The organism is Corynebacterium vitaeruminis (genome assembly GCF_001054325.1).
Taxonomy (GTDB): domain Bacteria; phylum Actinomycetota; class Actinomycetes; order Mycobacteriales; family Mycobacteriaceae; genus Corynebacterium; species Corynebacterium vitaeruminis_A.
The window spans coordinates 37,414-53,760 of the sequence record NZ_JVVM01000009.1 but is presented as its reverse complement, the minus strand read 5'-3'; the positions used below and the strand labels follow the sequence as shown (position 1 = coordinate 53,760).

Sequence of the window (16,347 nt, the reverse complement as noted above, 5' to 3'; positions counted from 1 at the left end):
AATCCGCGCTTGCCGGTAAAGTCTGGAAGCGATACCAGTCAATAAGGAGCTTCTTTGATGTCGAACTTGAGTGACCTCGTTGGGTCCCATATTCGCGCCGAGTCCGGCCGCGTTCCCCAGTCCTCCACCGAGATGGAATTCTGGTCCGGTCTGTCACGGGTTGTTGTCGATGACCTGGCTGACAATTGGCAGCGCACCACGGAGGCATACGCAGCTACCCGCCAGCAGCACTACTTCTCCGCCGAGTTCCTCATGGGTCGCGCCCTGCTGAATAACCTACTCAATGCGGGCTTGGTGGATGAGGCCTCTGCCGCAGTGGAAAAGTACGGCAAGAACCTGTCCGATGTACTCGAAGCTGAGCACGATGCCGCTCTCGGCAACGGTGGCCTGGGGCGCCTGGCAGCCTGTTTCTTGGACTCCTGTGCCACGCAGAATCTGCCGGTAACCGGCTACGGCATCCTCTACCGCTACGGCCTGTTCAAGCAGACCTTCGAAAACGGTTTCCAGGATGAGCACCCGGATCCGTGGATGGAAGAGGGCTACCCCTTCGTCATTCGCCGCGAAGAACTGTCCAAGATTGTCGCTTTTGATGATCTGGTCGTTCGCGCAGTTCCGTATGACATGCCAATTACCGGCTACGGCACCGATAACGTCGGCACGCTGCGCCTGTGGCACTCGGAGCCGATGCGCGAATTCGACTATGACGCCTTCAACTCCCAGCGTTTCACCGATGCCATCGTCGAGCGTGAGCGCGTCCACGACCTGTGCCGTGTGCTTTACCCGAATGACTCGACCTATGACGGCAAGGTCCTGCGCGTGCGCCAGCAGTACTTCTTCGTCTCCGCTTCGCTGCAGACGATGATTGATTCTTACATCGAGAATCACGGCGAGGACCTGCGTGACTTCCACAAGTACAACTCCATTCAGCTCAATGACACCCACCCGGTGCTCGCTATCCCAGAGCTGATGCGCTTGCTCCTGGATGAGCACGACATGAGCTGGGATGACGCCTGGAACGTCGTGTCCAATACCTTCGCGTACACCAACCACACCGTGCTGGCAGAGGCTCTGGAGACTTGGGAGTACTCCATCTTCGATCGCCTCTTTGGTCGTGTCCTGGAAATCACCCGCGAGATCGACCGCCGCTTCCGCGAAGACCTGGCAGAGCGCGGCTTCGACCAGGGCAAGATCGACTACATGGCGCCGATTTCCAACGGCCGCATCCACATGGCATGGATTGCTTGCTACGCCGCTTACTCCATCAACGGTGTTGCTGCTCTGCACACGGAGATTATTAAGCGCGAAACGTTGAAGGACTGGCACGAGATTTGGCCAGAGCGTTTCAACAACAAGACCAATGGCGTCACCCCGCGCCGCTGGCTCAATCAGTGCAACCCGCGTCTGTCCGCACTGCTGACTCGGCTGTCGGGTTCGGACGCTTGGGTCACCGACCTGGACAAGCTCACTGAGCTCGAAAAGTTCGCGGACGACGAGGCCGTGCTGCGTGAGATTCTCGACATCAAGCACGAGAACAAGAAGGACTTCGCCACCTGGCTGGAGCACCGCCAGGGCATTTCGGTGAACCCGGACGCAATCTTCGATACCCAAATCAAGCGTCTGCACGAGTACAAGCGCCAGCTTCTCAACGCGCTCTACATCCTCGATCTCTACTACCGCATCAAGGAAAACCCCGCGCTGGACGTGCCACCGCGCGTGTTTATCTTCGGCGCCAAGGCCGCTCCGGGCTACGTTCGTGCGAAGGCGATTATTAAGTTCATCAACGCTATCGCGGACAAGGTCAACAACGATCCGGATATGGACGGCCGCCTGCAGGTCGCCTTCGTTGAGAACTACAACGTCACCCCGGCAGAGCACATCATCCCGGCCACCGACATCTCCGAGCAGATCTCCACTGCTGGTAAGGAGGCTTCCGGTACCTCGAACATGAAGTTCATGATGAACGGTGCGCTGACGCTGGGCACCATGGACGGCGCAAACGTCGAGATTGTCGACGCCGCTGGCGAAGAGAATGCCTATATCTTCGGCGCGCTGGAAGAGGAACTGCCGGAGCTGCGCCACGCATACAGCCCACGTGGCACCTACGAAACGGTGCCGGGTCTCAAGCGCGCTGTCGATTCGCTTGTCGACGGCACTTTTGATGACGGTGGCAGCGGAATGTTCCACGACCTGCACTTCTCGCTGCTGGAGTCCAACGGTTACGAGCCGGCCGACGTTTACTACGTCCTCGGCGACTTCGCCGACTACCGCGAAACCCGCGACCGCATGGCCGAGGACTACCGCGACGAGTTGGCATGGGCCAAGAAGTGCTTCCTGAACATCATCCGTTCGGGCCGCTTCTCCTCCGACCGCACCATCCGCGACTACGCCAACGAGGTCTGGAAGCTGGAAGAGACCAAGATTTAGGCCCCGGCTGGGTTAAGCCCCAGCTAAGCCTGACCAGTTTCCAGCAACCGCTTGAACCCATCCTCATCGAGGATGGGCAAGCCCAGTTCCTCGGCCTTCGTGGCCTTAGAACCGGCGTTTTCGCCAACCACCACATAGTCGGTCTTCTTCGACACCGACCCCGCAGCCTTACCGCCTCGGGAAATAATGGCCTCCTTCGCGCTATCGCGAGTGAAGTCTTCCAACGAGCCCGTGACCACTACGGTGAGCCCCTCTAGCACCTGCTCCGGTCGGTCGGTGACTTCATCAGCCATACGCACACCCGCGGCTTCCCAGCGCTCGACAACCTCGCGGTGCCAGTCCACCTCGAACCAATCGGCTACGGAATCGCCAATAATCTCACCGATGCCGTCAATGGCCGAAATCTCCTCGCGGCTCGCAGCCCGCAGCGCCTCCATCGAACCAAACTTCTGCGCCAAAGTCCGCGCCACCGTCGGGCCCACATGACGAATGGACAGGCTGACCAACACACGCCACAGCTCTTTATCCTTGGCTGCCTCAATATTGGCCAGCAGCTTCTTACCATTGGCATTTAGCGACTTGCGCGAAGCCGTGGTGTAGACCTCAGTGCCGAGCAAATCATCCTCGGTGAGGTCGAAGAGCCGGGACTCGTCGTCAAGCACGCCGCGATGAATCAAGTCGGCAGCACCCCTCTCCCCCAGGTTTTCAATATCAAACCCGGAGCGAGAGGCGAGGAATTCAATACGACGACGCAGCTGACCTGGGCAGTAACGGGTATTGGGGCAACGCCAATCGGCATCGCTGTCCTTTGCCGGCGCTAGACGAGTGCCGCACTCGGGGCACAGAGTCGGATAGATGTACTTGCGTTCGCTCCCGTCGCGGAGATCGGCCACGGGACCGAGCACCTCGGGAATCACGTCGCCGGCCTTGCGGATAGTCACGCGGTCCCCAATGAGCACGCCCTTTCGATGCACCTCTGACGGGTTATGCAGCGTCGCCATCTCCACCGTCGAGCCCGCCACAAAGACTGGCTTCATGACGGCATACGGCGTCGCACGACCGGTTCGACCGATGGAAACTCGAATATCCAGCAGATCAGTCGTGACCTCTTCCGGCGGATACTTATACGCAATTGCCCACCGCGGCGCACGCGAGGTCGCGCCCAGCGCGCGCTGCTCGGAAAGGGAATCCACCTTGACCACAAGACCGTCCATCTCGTGGAGAGCGTCGTGACGGTGCTCGCCCCAATACTGCATCTGCTTGACGACGTCATCTGCGGAATGAACCTGCTTTGTATACGGCGACACATGGAAGCCCCACTCGTCCAACGCACGGTAAGCCTCGTGTTGGGACTGCGGACGCCATCCCTCAATATGGCCAATTCCATGGCAAATCATGGACAAACGGCGCTTTGCCACTTCTGCAACGTCCTTTTGCCGCAGTGAACCCGCAGCTGCGTTACGCGGGTTTGCGAACGGCTTCTGGCCTGCGTCGACGCGGTCGGCATTGATGCGTTCGAACTCTTCCAGCGAGATAAAGACTTCTCCACGCACTTCGAGCACGTCCGGGATATTCTCGCCACTGATTTCGCGCGGAATATCTTCGATGGTGCGGGCATTGGCGGTAACGTTTTCCCCCACGCGACCATCTCCACGGGTGGCGGCTCGAACAAGGCGGCCCTTCTCGTAGACCAGGTCGATTGACAGGCCATCGATCTTCAGCTCAGTCAGGTATGTGCTGGCCGGAGTGCGGGCCAACCAGTCGCGCAGTTCCTGCTCATCAAAAACATTGTCCAAGCTGTAGAGGCGTTCGAGATGCTCAACGGGCTCGAACACTTCGCCGTCGGCAGGCGTGTCGACCTGCGCACCGACCTGCTGCGTGGGGCTGTCCGGCACCACCAGATCGGGCCACCGCTCCTCTAACCGCTGCAGTTGACGGAACATCTCGTCGTACTCAGCATCAGAGATAACCGGCTGCGCGGTGTAGTACAACGCGGCGTTTTCACGGATGCGAGTTGCTAAATCTTGCCACTTCTCGCGGACGTCCGCCGGCGCCGGTTGCGAGGCAGGGGCGCTGGAAAACGAAGACAAACCGGAGGTTGACAGGTCGGAGTTCTCATCGGTCGAGGAAGTCACGTCGCTCATTCTATGTCATTGCCCGGACGCGTCGGCCGAACTGAAACACTCTTGTCCCGTCAGCGAATCCGCGCTCTCCGCTACAGTTGAGACATGCATAATTTCGATCCGCGACGGATGCTCACGTTTGATCTGGAGACTACCGGCACGGACCCTCGTACCTGCAAAATTGTCACTTCCGCGCTGGTCCGGCTGACTGAGCAAGGAAAAGATTCCACCATCATGCTCGCCGATCCCGGTGTCGAAATTCCGCAAGCTGCGTCTGATGTGCACGGCATCACCACTGAAAAAGCTCGCGCGGAGGGGCGTCCGCATGATGAAGTTTTGGCGGATACCATTGCGGGTCTTCGAGCTGCCTGGCGCGATGGGCTGACTGTCGTGGCCTACAACGCGGCCTATGATTTGACCGTACTTCGCTCGCAAGACCCCAGTTTTACTGTTGACGGGCTCGTGGTCGATCCTTTTGTGCTGGACAATTACTTCGATCCTGATCGCCGTGAAAAACGCACTCTAACTGATGTCTCCCGCCACTATCAGGTGCGGCTAGACGGGGCACATGATGCCACCGAGGATGCTCTCGCCGCCGCGCGCATCGCTTGGGTAATGGCGCGTCACTACCGTGAATTGACCGAAAAATCGGGAGACGAACTCATGGAGCTGCAGGCCGTCGCGTACTACCAGTACAAGAAGAACCTGCAGCGTTGGCTGGCGGACAAAGGCCGCGACGTATCTAACTTCACTTTCGGGTGGCCGACCGACGTTACTGACGCTTAAGGTCGGCTCACCGTACTTGCACAAGGACGGGCTTGTTAGCCACTGCCCACTAGTGTTCGGCTGACACTATTTCTGCCTGCGGCTGTTCCTTTGATTCGGCGAGCAACTTGCTCGGCTTTGTCGGCCACAGTGCATTGTCACCAATCAGTCGGACGATTGCCGGAACAATGAAGGGGCGGACCACGAAGGTATCCAGCAAAATACCAAGGGCCAGGCCCAGACCGAACTGGTAGAGCTCACGGATTGGCTGAGTCATCAGCACTGCGAAGGTAGCTGCCAGAATCAGACCTGCCGATGAAACCACGCCACCAGTTCGGGCAACGGCAATCTTCATTGCGTCACGTACATCGTGGTGCTTCAGCTCCTGCCGCAGTCTACTCATCACAAAGATGGTGTAGTCCACCCCCAGCGCAATCAAGAACACCAGAATGTAGGCAGTCACGCGGTTACCAATGCCCTCATCTCCCTGAATATTCAGTGCAATTAGGACGGTTAGCCCCATCGTGGCGGCGAACGACAGTAGCAGTGTCGCTGCCAAGTACAGCGGCGCCAGTAGGGATTTGAGTAGCACTGCCAACACAATTGCCACGATGACAATCATCACTGGCACCAGCATCTTGATATCGCGATCGAGGTCAGCGCGGACGTCGCTAAGCTCAGCGGTTTCGCCCGTGGCAGTCACTGTCGTGTCTGCGGAAGCACCAGCCGTCTTCAGTGCATCGCGCACATCATTGCTGATGGGGTCCAGAGCTTCCATGGATTCTGTGATGTATGGATCCTGATTGAACACAACAGTCATGCGTGCCGTCTCACCGTCATCGGTGACATCACGGGCAGTGACACTAATTCGGGCGATATCCGCAGAATCCTTCTTTGCCACCTCTTCAGCGGCCTGCTGCAGCTGCGGCAAGTCGAGATTCTTCCCTTCGATAAGCAAGGTAGTAGGGGCAATTTCGCCCGCACCAATATCGCGGGCGGCAATCTCCTGCCCAGCCGCCGAGTCGGTATCCACGCGGAAGCCAGTGAGGAAGTTGAAAGACTCCTTGTAATTCAAGGTCCCCAGCGACATCACAATCAGCAGCGCCAGGCCTGCGGCCAGAACAGCCTTTGGCTTCTTGTCGACGGTATTGGCGACCTTCGTCCACATCTTCGAGTCGACCCGCTTGAGTGCCTTGTCATAGCCGCCTGGCCAGAATGCGGCCTTCCCCACCGCAATGAACAATGCAGGCAGGAACACAGCAGCAACGATTGCCATTGAAGCGACACCGATAGCGAGATACGGGCCGAAGCCTTGCAACGCGGGCGACTTGGTGAATAGCAGCGCCATCATTGCCAGGATGATGGTGCCTGCGGAGCTAGCGAGGACCTCGCCAGTACGCCCCATTGCATCCACCATTGCAGCATTACGGTCCAGCTCTTGCCCCATTTCTCGCTGAGCAGCCAGTGCTTCTCGGTAGCGAGCATTGATAATCAGCGCATAGTCAGTACCGACGCCGAATAGCAGCACTGTCATAATCGACGCAGTCTGCGAGCTAATCTCAATGGCACCGGCATCCGCCAGGAGCGCGCCGACGCTCTGTGCCAGCTGCATTGCCACACCAACGGCTAACAACGGCAGGATTGCAAGTACAGGCGAGCGATAGACCAGCAGCAAAATAACAAGAACCAAGAGGATGGTTCCAAGCATGAGCACCCGGTCACCAGAGGAAAAGACCTTCACGGTATCGGTGACGATGCCCGCTGGGCCGGTGAGGTGAGTTTCCACATTGCCGGATTTGTCAGCCTTATCTGCAATGGCGGAGATATCCTCGCGCAGTGCATCAATGTCATCGCGGTAGGACTTCTCAGTAGCATCGCCCACCGTGGGGACAACGATGGTTACGGTCTTTCCATCCTCGCTGCGGGTTCCTTCCGGTGAACCCGGGATACACTTGCCTTCACGAAGCACCTGGCTTCCCAAGCTGGTACACACGGGGCTAATCGGCGCCCGAGTAAAACCACCGTCCCGCTCAGCTAAATCAGCGAGAACGTCGTGTGCGGCTTTCTCAGTGGTCTTTGCCGAGTCTGAGGTCAACACTACGACGGCAGGCAGAAGATTTGGCTCGGTGGGAAATGCCTCATGGAGACGCTTCTTCGCTTCCATTGACTGCGCAGTTTCCGACGGGCCTTCGCCAGAATTCGTCTTTACGTCCTCCACAGAGGGCGCTACTGCTGACAGAAGCCCCACTACCAGCAACGACACGACGATGGTGAGCCACATGCGTCGTTTAGTGCCAAATAAAGCGGCGTTGAATCGCCGATACATGACGCGGGTGTCCTTTCTAGGTGATTATCTGCATTTTCTTGTGGATTGTCTCCAGTTCCTGAGATTATGAGAACACCGTGACTTATAAAATCAGGGGAACGAACGCTCCATTTCTTCTCAGAATCCGAGGATTTCGCCATGCCTAGAATTTCTGCGGCCACCGTTGTCGAACACCGTCGACAAGTCAATGAAAAGCTGATGGATGCCGCTAGCAGCCTGCTGGCAAAACAAACACTTAGCGACATCGAGGCACCCCTTAAGGTGGGTGAGATTGCAAAGGAGGCCGGAATTGCTCGGTCCAGTTTTTATCGCTACTACAACACTGTCGATGATCTGGTCGCAGCGTTGGTCCTACGCGACTTCCCCGAATGGAAAGCCACCGTCGCCACTTCCGTGAAAGAGGCAAAGGACCCTATTTCCGCAGCTCGCGCATTCGTCCGCGCCAACATCAGTATGGCCAGCGACTCAAAGCACGCGTGGCGCACCGCTGTCTTTTCCTACCACTTTCACCAAGATGCACAGCGCGAAATCGGTGCGATTCACTCGGAACTGCATGACATTCTCGTCGTGGCAATCACTAAGCTCGACAGCCTCGCCGAATCTCAGGGCTATCTCGTAGCACGCACAATCCAAAACATTGTCAACTCAGCCGTCACCGCCGTAGAGTCACTTTCGCTTAACGACGAGCAGTTGGATACCTACATTGCGTGGCATGAAGAGGCCGTGGAAGCGATTTTGGTCTCCGCTACCGCGCGGGCTACAAATCCCCCGCAGCGCGACGCATCAACTCAGCTGTCTCCCAACCCGCACGAAGCTGAGCAATAGTTTCATCAACGTCGCTGTGCGCAAACCCTGACACTGGGGCAATAGAAAGCTTGCTTGCGCGGTTCCGGTGGGAATACCCCAATTCCTCCCACAACCGTGCAGCCTGCTCAGCTACTCCACGCGGAGAGCTACCGATGGCTGCTCCGGTAAATTCATCGCGCTCCGCTACATGCACAGGAACGATGCCAAGCTGCAGCTCTATTCCCTTATCGACCGCCGCAGCAACAAAGTCCAGGTTTGCATTCGTCGAGAGTTCAGTATGCGGAATCCACAGGCCGGTGGCACCTGAGTCTGCGATTGCGCTGAGCTCCACACCGTCAATTTTCTCTACGGCGATTGCGGTCTCGATTCCGTCGTCATGCAGTTCGGTTGTAAGACGTCGATACTCTTCGGCGATCTCGCGCGATCCGACAGCTGGAAGGTAACCGTTAACGCCAAGCATCATTGAAGGGGCGCGTACTGTCCCGCTGGCCACTGCACTGAGCATCGGCTCAACGAGAAGGACTTCCACGGTGCAATCAAAGCGACGTCGCACATCGGCAGCCTGGTCGATGAGGCCAGCAGCCAGAGATTCGGCGAAGTAGGAAACTGCGCCAGGGTCTGTTGCCACTAACCTGCCACCGGCAGTTTCCACGGAAGCTGCCATAGTCCAGGGGCCAGCTGCTACCAGGCGAACCAACTGAGGCGTTGTTGCCCACAGTTCTTCGCAGGAATCAATGTCTCGAGCGAGAAAATCACGGGCCCAGGATTGAAGTCGGCCGACTCTGTCAGCTATCTTCCAGCTGCGCGCTCCCCTATCCACGTTCAGGTCGGCCATGAGTACAGCCGTGCGGCCAATCAAATCAGCACCGAGGCCGCGCGCAGGAAGTAGTGGCAGCGCTACATGCCCATCCAAGCATTCACCAATAATGATCTCTGCTGCTGCACGGGGATCGGTACCCGGCATGGGGCCTAAGCCGACAAAAGATGTCACGGAAAACGCGCTCTCCTGAATGAGAAATTAACAAGTAGCAATAATCGTGCCAGAACCGAGCACGTAGTCTCCGGCAGAATCGCTGCGGTAAAGTACTGCCGCTTGGCCAGGAGCGATTCCGCGCAGTGGCTCAGCGAGCTTTAGCTCAAAAGCACCACCTCGGCCGGTGAGTGCATCCTCTGGACCAGCCTTAACGTCGATAGTGCAGTCCACAGGCTGACCGTGGGCACGTACCTGCACCTGTAGTTTTCCTGCATCTGCCGCTGCCACGACCTCAGAAGGTTCTACCAACCAGATGGCACGGTCGGCCTGCAGTACATTGACGTTCAGGTCATCGGCGGTGCCAATAGTCACCGTTGCGGTATCCGCATCAATTCCCGTCACATAGCGAGGCTTTCCGTCGGCCATGGGGCCGGGCAAGCCGATGCCCTTACGCTGACCGATAGTGAACCCATAGACGCCGTCGTGCTCGGCAACGGTGTCGCCAGTCTCCTTATCGACGATAAGGCCAGGGCGACGCCCAATCTTAGCACCCAGAAAAGCCTGGGTATTCCCGTCCGGAATGAAACAAATATCGTAAGAATCTGGCTTATTTGCCGTGCCCAGCCCCATATCCCGAGCTTCTTCTCGGATCTCGGGCTTCTCGGTATCTCCGACCGGAAAAAGGGAGTGCTTAAGCTGCTCGCGGTCGAGCACCCCAAGGACGTACGATTGGTCCTTTTTCCTATCGCGGCCACGGCGCAACAGGCCATCGTCGCCAAGCAAAGCGTAGTGACCAGTTACCACCGCGTCGAAGCCGAGCGCCAGACCGCGTTCCAGCAGAGCTGCAAACTTAATCCTTTCGTTGCAGCGCAGGCAGGGATTGGGGGTTTCACCACGTTCGTACGAGTCGTAGAAGTCGTCCATGACCTCTTCTTTGAATCGCTCGGAGAAGTCCCATACATAGAATGGAATCCCCAATTCGTCGCATACCCGTCGCGCGTCGCCGGAGTCTTCCAGAGAACAGCAACCCCGGGAGCCAGCGCGGACGGACTGCGGATCCTTCGACAGGGCTAAGTGCACACCCACAACCTCGTGTCCTGCTGCCAATGCGCGAGCAGCTGCGACCGAAGAATCGACGCCACCGCTCATAGCCGCCAAAACACGCATAGTGAATCCTTCCTGTGATTTGTACACCTAGTTTTGCCACTGTTGGAAAGCTCGTGTCACCGTACCATCGTTGAGCGGACCTGTAGTGATCCGCCGTAGTGGCCCGCGCCCGTGAGACCAAACAACTACTACGCCATGCCGGCCTTGCGTGCTCGCATCACTGTTTCGGGCAGTGCTGCGATAACGGCATCGACATCGTCCTGCGTCGATGTCCACCCCAGTGTAAAGCGGATGGCAGAACGCGCCTCGGGCTCACTCACGCCCATGGCTGAGAGCACATGAGAAGGACGATTAACGCCTGCACTACATGCCGAACCGGTCGAGCAATCGATACCGGCAGCGTCGAAAAGCATAATGAGACTATCCGCTTCTGCACCGGGAAAACTGGCATATACGTGACCAGCTAATGTCGGCTGAGTTGTGTGCACAATTGCGCCGTCAATGCCGGTAATCGCATGAGTCAGCTGTTCAGTGAGATTCTTAACCCGGTCATGTTCGGCTTGCATGTCAGAGACCGCCGCGAGCAAACCGGCCGCCATCCCCGCTGCCGATGCAACATCCTGGGTACCGGAACGCAATCCGCGCTCCTGGCCACCACCGTTGTTGTGGGGACATAGCGTTACATCCCGACGCACTAATAACGCTCCGATGCCGCGGGGTCCGCCAAACTTATGGGCTGAGATTGCCATGGTCGCGGCACCCGAGGAATGAAAATCGATAGGCACATGACCAGCGGCCTGCACAGCGTCAATGTGGAAAGGAACCCGCGCTTTTCTAGCGAGCGCTGAAATCTCACTGATCGGTTGTACAGCCCCTGTTTCGTTATTGGCCCACATACAAGTCACCAGTGCAGTGGAGTTTCTGTCCAGCGTGGGAAAGGCCTCTAAATCCACTCTGCCAGAGGCATCCACCGGGGCTGGGACAATTCGCGCCCAGTGTTCCTTCTCCAAATGACGACAGGTCTTCAACACTGCGTCATGTTCAATTGGGGGAACCACGATGTCAGAACCGGCCGCCTTAAAGTACAGGCCAGAAACTGCTAGGTTGTCCGCCTCCGTGCCTCCAGAGGTAAAAACTACCTCAATAGGGTCGGCACCAAGCAGCTCCGCAATCTCTTCGCGGGACTCCTCCAGAACTTTCTTAGCAACGCGGGCGGTAGCGTACTGTCCCGATGGGTTGGCCAAACCCAAGTTATCGACCATTGCCGTGCGTGCTTCTGGGCGCAGTGGTGTGGTGGCGGCATGATCCACAAAGTGGCGCGTCTTCGCAGAAGAATTCACGTCACTCTTTTTACGCGGAGAGGCAACATTGCGGTCATTAAGCATGCAGGCAGTATAACGCCGGATAAACCCAAAACTCACTATCCGCCAGCGCTGAAGTTCACTATCCGTGCGGACAAAGAAATCAGTGGCGAATAACTAGAGTTCCAATAAATAAAAATACTCGGGGTGGAAACAGACATGATGTCTCTTCCCACCCCGAGCAGGTAGTTGCTAACCGAGTTGACTCCCGGCTAGCAGCCTTACGGCCTTGCAACAGGTGCGTATTACTTCAGGTTCTCGATAGCCTGTGGAACAACGTCGAACAGGTCACCGACGACACCGAAGTCAGCAATTTCGAACAGCGGAGCCTCTTCGTCCTTGTTGACCACAACGATGGTCTTGGAGGTCTGCATACCAGCCTTGTGCTGAATTGCACCGGAGATACCGAGAGCAACGTAGAGGTCCGGGGAAACGGTCTTACCGGTCTGGCCGACCTGGAACTGGCCCGGGTAGTAGCCAGCGTCAACAGCGGCACGGGAAGCACCAACAGCAGCGCCGAGAACGTCTGCCAGCGGCTCCACAACGTTCTTGAAGCCATCCTCGGATGCGACACCGCGGCCACCGGAAACAACCAGCTTAGCCTCGGTCAGCTCCGGACGGTCGCCGCCCTCAGCCGGTGCGAAGGAAACAATCTCGACAGCGTTGTTGCCGATCTCCGGGAATGCAATCTCAGTGACGTCAGCGGAACCGGACTTCTCCTCCGGGTCAACGGAACCCGGGCGCAGAGCGTAGACCGGGGATGCGCCGTAGCCGACACCGTCGACGATGTACTCGCCACCGAAGATGGAGTACTTAACGGAAGCGTCGTCGTTGATGGCAACAACGTCGGACAGCAGACCGGAACCGGTCAGTGCTGCAACGCGGCCAGCGATTTCCTTGCCGGTTGCGGAAGCGGAAACCAGCACCGGAACCTCACGCTCGGAGGCCAGGCCGACGAGAACGTCAACCTCAGGGGTGATCAGGTACTTAGCGGCATCGTCCGACTCAGCAGCGAGAATCTCGCCAGCGCCGTAGGAAGCCAGGGTCTCTGCAAAGCCAGCAGCGGTGCCCGGGGTGCCCACGACAACTGCAGCCGGGGTGCCGAATGCGGAAGCAGCAGTCAGCAGTTCAGCGGTGGTGTTCTTCAGCTCGCCATTTGCGTGCTCGACGAGAACGAGGACGTCGGTCATAGTGATCTTTCTCCTACTTGTATCTCTATTAGTCTTCTATTCGCGTCAAGCGCCTTAGATGAACTTCTGGGCCTTGAGGTACTCGGCCAGCTTGGCGCCGCCGTCACCCTCATCGTTAATGCGCTCACCAGCGGTCTTAGCCGGCTTCGGAGTGGAGCCAGTGACGCCGGTAGCAGCGTTCTCGAGACCAACCTGCTCCGCCTCAGCAGCAACATCGTCCAGGGTCAGCTCGGTGACCGGCTTCTTCTTAGCGGCCATGATGCCCTTGAAGGATGCGAAGCGCGGGCTGTTTGCCTTCTCAGTGACGGAGACGACTGCCGGCAGGGATGCCTTGAGCTGGTAGATGCCGTCTTCAACCTCGCGCTCACCGGTGATGGAGTCACCCTCGATAGCCACAGAGCGCAGGTGAGTCAGAACCGGGAGGTCGCGGTAGACACCGAGGACAGCCGGGACGGAACCGGTGCCGCCGTCAGTGGAGGCGTTACCGGTGATGATGAGGTCAACATCCTCGAGGGTGTCAATGATGTTGGACAGAGCCCATGCAGTCTGGACTGCGTCGGAGCCCTCAAGTGCGTCGTCCGAGAGAATGACGGCGTCGTCAGCACCCATGGACAGAGCCTTGCGCAGTGCCTCGATAGCACGATCCGGACCAACAGTTGCGACGGTAACGTTACCGCCGTGCTCTTCCTTCAGCTGCAGGGCAGCCTCAACTGCGTTCTCATTAATTTCGTCGAGAACTGCGTCTGCAGACTCACGATCGAGGACAAACTTGTCGTCGGTGAGCTTACGCTCGGACCAGGTGTCCGGAACCTGCTTGACCAGAACCACAATGTTCGGCATTTTTCTGTCGTCCTTACTGGTTGATTACTGGTGAACGTTTATCTGACCTTACTTCGCAAACCACTCCACAAGAAAGTGAACCAGGCCACGCTTTAGGTCGTCTGTGTTGAAGATAACAGAACCTGTCGCCAATGCGAAGGTGATCCAGATAACAATGTCGTTATTTTTTTAAATTTTTTCTCACGCCACGAGCCCACCCCACCCGCTAACATGCCATTTCCGCATGTCAGCGGTTAATAATACGCAACCGATCGCAGTTGTCTCCGCGGTATTCGCCAACAGCAAACACCGATCCCCAACAGGCTACCCCCACCAATTTTCCGTCGTAAAGCGGTCCTTAACCGACCTCTCGAGACTCACAGATAAACGCCGTCGCGCTCCGCCCAATACGCGTGATCACCACCGCCAATGCCCTGGCACCTTTCAGCTTCCACTGCTTGCGCAACACGTCAGGGTTCACGTCCACACCGCGCACGAGAATCTCCGCCGACCCGCAATCCAACGCCGCCAGCGCCTTGCGAACCTGCTTCAAACCCACTTGCTCAATAACTTCAAACCCGGCAATCCCCTGTGGCAACACATCACCGCTAAGATGCGCAATCCGTTCATCGAGCTGCCACAGCCCATGTGCCGCCGCAAAATGCCGCACCAGCCCGGCGCGCACGATTGCTCCGTCCGGGTCAATGATGTACCGACCGGCCGCCCGTACGTCGATGTCGTCAGGCATGGTGTCGTCGTATGTCTGCACGTGCGTTGCCGACAGTTCCAACGGCCTGTGCTTATCGACGGTCTGGATGACCATCGCCGACCGCGTTACTGGCCGCCCATCGATAACTCCGCCCAGCCCCGGCGTATATAGACATGCCTCTTTGACTGCACCATCTACCGAAGTGATTGTCACTTCCCCGCTCCACTCGCTGAAGTCGAGCCCCGGCGCGCATTTGATAGCTAATTCTTTGTCGGGCCAAGCGGCTATGAGCGCCGACAGTGGCGGAAGCAGGTCCTCCGGGTTGGTGATTCGGCGCCCACCGGAGCGGCGTGCTGGGTCAGCGACGATGACGGGCGCGTCAAAGGCCGGTTGCAAGGCATCTGCCTGAGCGAAGACGTCCTTGCCAACGTTATGCCGCGCCATAGCCACTCGTGTCGAATCGAGATCGGAGCCGACAACGGTCACACCCTCGCGGTCGATTGCTGCCACCTCGGTGCCGATGGAGCAGGTCACATCCGCTACTGCTTCCACACGCAATTGAGCGAGCCTACGGGCGCGAGCCGTCGCGACGACAAAGGGCGTGGCCTGTTGAGCTGCCTCGGAGGAGAAAATCCAGTCCCCGGGCAGTTTCGTAGCCGCTGAACGCCGGGCAGTAGCGACTTCAAGAACCGCGCGGCCAAACTCGCCACAGTGCTCGCGCAGGTGTGCGGAGTCTGCAATCAGAGACTTTTTGGTCAGCGCGAGTTGGTCGGCCTCATGTAGCCACTCTGGGTGTGCAGCAATGGCAGCCACCTCTACAGCGGACAGAGACACTCGTTATTTCCTTCCAGTTATGGGTTAGCCGGTAACGGCTCTGGCGGTAAGTGGTCTACCCCGTTAGCGATTCATGCCTTTTCGCAGGTGTCCCATGTGGGTGGCAACGGCGAAGTACTCGTCCATAAAAGGTTCCCCGAGGAAGTCACTGCTGGTACGTCGTACCGGCGTGGCTTTGGCCACGTCGAGGGCCGCAGCCACAGTGCTGACACCGTCCAGCCGACTGAGCTGTGCCCAGGTCGGAGGCATAAGGCCAAGCAGCCCCCGGCGCCATCCGTCCAAAATCGTGGCCGGCCGAAACCAGCCTGAAGATGATGCCTCGGAGGTGTCACCGTCGGCCCTTTGACCGTCGGGAAGCGCTGCGAGATAGAAATAGGTGTCGTAGCGAATCGGGTTGGACTCAGGCGTAACCCAGTTAGCCCAGGGGCTAACCAGTCCAGCGTCGAGCGTCAAATTTTCGCTGATGAGGAAATCCGTCAACGATAACTCGTGGGCTTCCAACTGTCGTCGCTGGCGGTGGAAACGGTGGCCATCCGCGACAATCTCACCGCTAGCATCGCGAGCCAACAGAGTTCCCGTTTCCTCAAAGGTCTCACGCACGGCCGCACAGGTGAGCGCATGTGCCCGAGCGCGGTCGACATTAAATAACTGTGCAATTCGCGCCTCGGGGTCAGCGTCCGGCTTCTCGCCCGCGGTCACGACTTCATTCGCGCCAGCGGGGAAATCACGCCGGTCTACGCCACCGCCGGGAAACACGGTCATGTTCGCCGCAAACCGCATGGAGGACACGCGTTCTTGGACATAGACCTCGAGTCCGCAGGGGGTGTCGCGAAGCAGTAGCACCGTCGCGGCCAGCTTCGGCGGCGCGGGCGTGTCAGGTGTCTCGGGTGTCGGAACCGCCATGAGCGC

The 16,347-nt window shown here is 58.1% G+C and carries 12 protein-coding genes; 3 read left to right on the top strand and 9 right to left on the bottom strand.

The genetic code is table 11. The annotated features are described in order from the left end of the window. Positions 1-57: 57 nt before the first annotated feature. Complete coding sequence (locus ADA16_RS02375; RefSeq protein WP_048758822.1) at positions 58-2,424, top strand: glycogen/starch/alpha-glucan phosphorylase; 2,367 nt, start codon at positions 58-60, stop codon at positions 2,422-2,424. Between the two features lie 23 nt (positions 2,425-2,447). Here the strand turns inward: ADA16_RS02375 and ligA are convergent, their stop codons facing one another. After that, positions 2,448-4,568, bottom strand: a complete 2,121-nt coding sequence (gene ligA / locus ADA16_RS02370) for an NAD-dependent DNA ligase LigA (protein WP_152680712.1) — start codon at positions 4,566-4,568, stop codon at positions 2,448-2,450. An 84-nt stretch (positions 4,569-4,652) separates the two neighbouring features. Here ligA and ADA16_RS02365 point away from each other — a divergent pair, with 84 nt between their 5' ends. Further along, positions 4,653-5,333: a 3'-5' exonuclease gene (locus ADA16_RS02365; protein WP_048758820.1), complete on the top strand. Its 681-nt coding sequence runs from the start codon at positions 4,653-4,655 to the stop codon at positions 5,331-5,333. Positions 5,334-5,382: 49 nt separating this feature from the next. Here ADA16_RS02365 and ADA16_RS02360 read toward each other — a convergent pair whose 3' ends face one another. After that, complete coding sequence (locus tag ADA16_RS02360) at positions 5,383-7,593, bottom strand: MMPL family transporter (RefSeq protein ID WP_239659307.1); 2,211 nt, start codon at positions 7,591-7,593, stop codon at positions 5,383-5,385. Between the two features lie 183 nt (positions 7,594-7,776). Between ADA16_RS02360 and ADA16_RS02355 the strand changes: the two genes are divergently transcribed. Then, the gene (locus tag ADA16_RS02355) at positions 7,777-8,463 is read left to right on the top strand and encodes a TetR/AcrR family transcriptional regulator (protein WP_082150633.1); all 687 of its coding nucleotides are present in this window, start codon (positions 7,777-7,779) and stop codon (positions 8,461-8,463) included. Here the strand turns inward: ADA16_RS02355 and ADA16_RS02350 are convergent. The 7 genes from ADA16_RS02350 to ADA16_RS02320 all read right to left on the bottom strand — a co-directional run bounded on the left by ADA16_RS02350 (position 8,396) and on the right by ADA16_RS02320 (position 16,341). Next, positions 8,396-9,436, bottom strand: coding sequence for a methionine synthase (locus ADA16_RS02350; protein WP_048758814.1), 1,041 nt, complete (start codon positions 9,434-9,436; stop codon positions 8,396-8,398). The genes ADA16_RS02355 and ADA16_RS02350 overlap by 68 nt on opposite strands. A gap of 27 nt (positions 9,437-9,463) precedes the next feature. Then, complete coding sequence (gene mnmA / locus ADA16_RS02345; RefSeq protein WP_048758811.1) at positions 9,464-10,585, bottom strand: tRNA 2-thiouridine(34) synthase MnmA; 1,122 nt, start codon at positions 10,583-10,585, stop codon at positions 9,464-9,466. A 128-nt stretch (positions 10,586-10,713) separates the two neighbouring features. Continuing rightward, positions 10,714-11,910 (bottom strand): cysteine desulfurase family protein, encoded by a 1,197-nt coding sequence (locus ADA16_RS02340; protein ID WP_082150632.1) that lies wholly within the window; start codon positions 11,908-11,910, stop codon positions 10,714-10,716. A 221-nt stretch (positions 11,911-12,131) separates the two neighbouring features. Then, positions 12,132-13,076 (bottom strand): electron transfer flavoprotein subunit alpha/FixB family protein, encoded by a 945-nt coding sequence (locus ADA16_RS02335; RefSeq protein WP_048758809.1) that lies wholly within the window; start codon positions 13,074-13,076, stop codon positions 12,132-12,134. A 54-nt stretch (positions 13,077-13,130) separates the two neighbouring features. Next, a complete protein-coding gene (locus ADA16_RS02330; protein WP_038628514.1) occupies positions 13,131-13,916 on the bottom strand; it encodes an electron transfer flavoprotein subunit beta/FixA family protein in 786 nt (261 codons plus the stop codon). A gap of 337 nt (positions 13,917-14,253) precedes the next feature. Continuing rightward, on the bottom strand, positions 14,254-15,438 hold the full coding sequence (locus ADA16_RS02325) for a THUMP-like domain-containing protein (protein ID WP_048758807.1): 1,185 nt from the start codon (positions 15,436-15,438) through the stop codon (positions 14,254-14,256). 63 nt (positions 15,439-15,501) lie between these two features. After that, the gene (locus ADA16_RS02320; RefSeq protein WP_048758805.1) at positions 15,502-16,341 is read right to left on the bottom strand and encodes an NUDIX hydrolase; all 840 of its coding nucleotides are present in this window, start codon (positions 16,339-16,341) and stop codon (positions 15,502-15,504) included. Positions 16,342-16,347: the final 6 nt, after the last annotated feature.

Excerpts from the sequence above, each read along its gene's own strand:
- ADA16_RS02355 (WP_082150633.1), top strand. The coding sequence starts at position 7,777 with ATGCCTAGAATTTCTGCGGCCACCGTTGTCGAACACCGTCGACAAGTC.
- ligA (WP_152680712.1), bottom strand. The coding sequence starts at position 4,568 with ATGAGCGACGTGACTTCCTCGACCGATGAGAACTCCGACCTGTCAACC.
- ADA16_RS02335 (WP_048758809.1), bottom strand. The coding sequence starts at position 13,076 with ATGACCGACGTCCTCGTTCTCGTCGAGCACGCAAATGGCGAGCTGAAG.
- ADA16_RS02375 (WP_048758822.1), top strand. The coding sequence starts at position 58 with ATGTCGAACTTGAGTGACCTCGTTGGGTCCCATATTCGCGCCGAGTCC.
- ADA16_RS02340 (WP_082150632.1), bottom strand. The coding sequence starts at position 11,910 with ATGCTTAATGACCGCAATGTTGCCTCTCCGCGTAAAAAGAGTGACGTG.
- ADA16_RS02360 (WP_239659307.1), bottom strand. The coding sequence starts at position 7,593 with ATGTGGCTCACCATCGTCGTGTCGTTGCTGGTAGTGGGGCTTCTGTCA.
- ADA16_RS02330 (WP_038628514.1), bottom strand. The coding sequence starts at position 13,916 with ATGCCGAACATTGTGGTTCTGGTCAAGCAGGTTCCGGACACCTGGTCC.
- mnmA (WP_048758811.1), bottom strand. The coding sequence starts at position 10,585 with ATGCGTGTTTTGGCGGCTATGAGCGGTGGCGTCGATTCTTCGGTCGCA.
- ADA16_RS02365 (WP_048758820.1), top strand. The coding sequence starts at position 4,653 with ATGCATAATTTCGATCCGCGACGGATGCTCACGTTTGATCTGGAGACT.
- ADA16_RS02320 (WP_048758805.1), bottom strand. The coding sequence starts at position 16,341 with ATGGCGGTTCCGACACCCGAGACACCTGACACGCCCGCGCCGCCGAAG.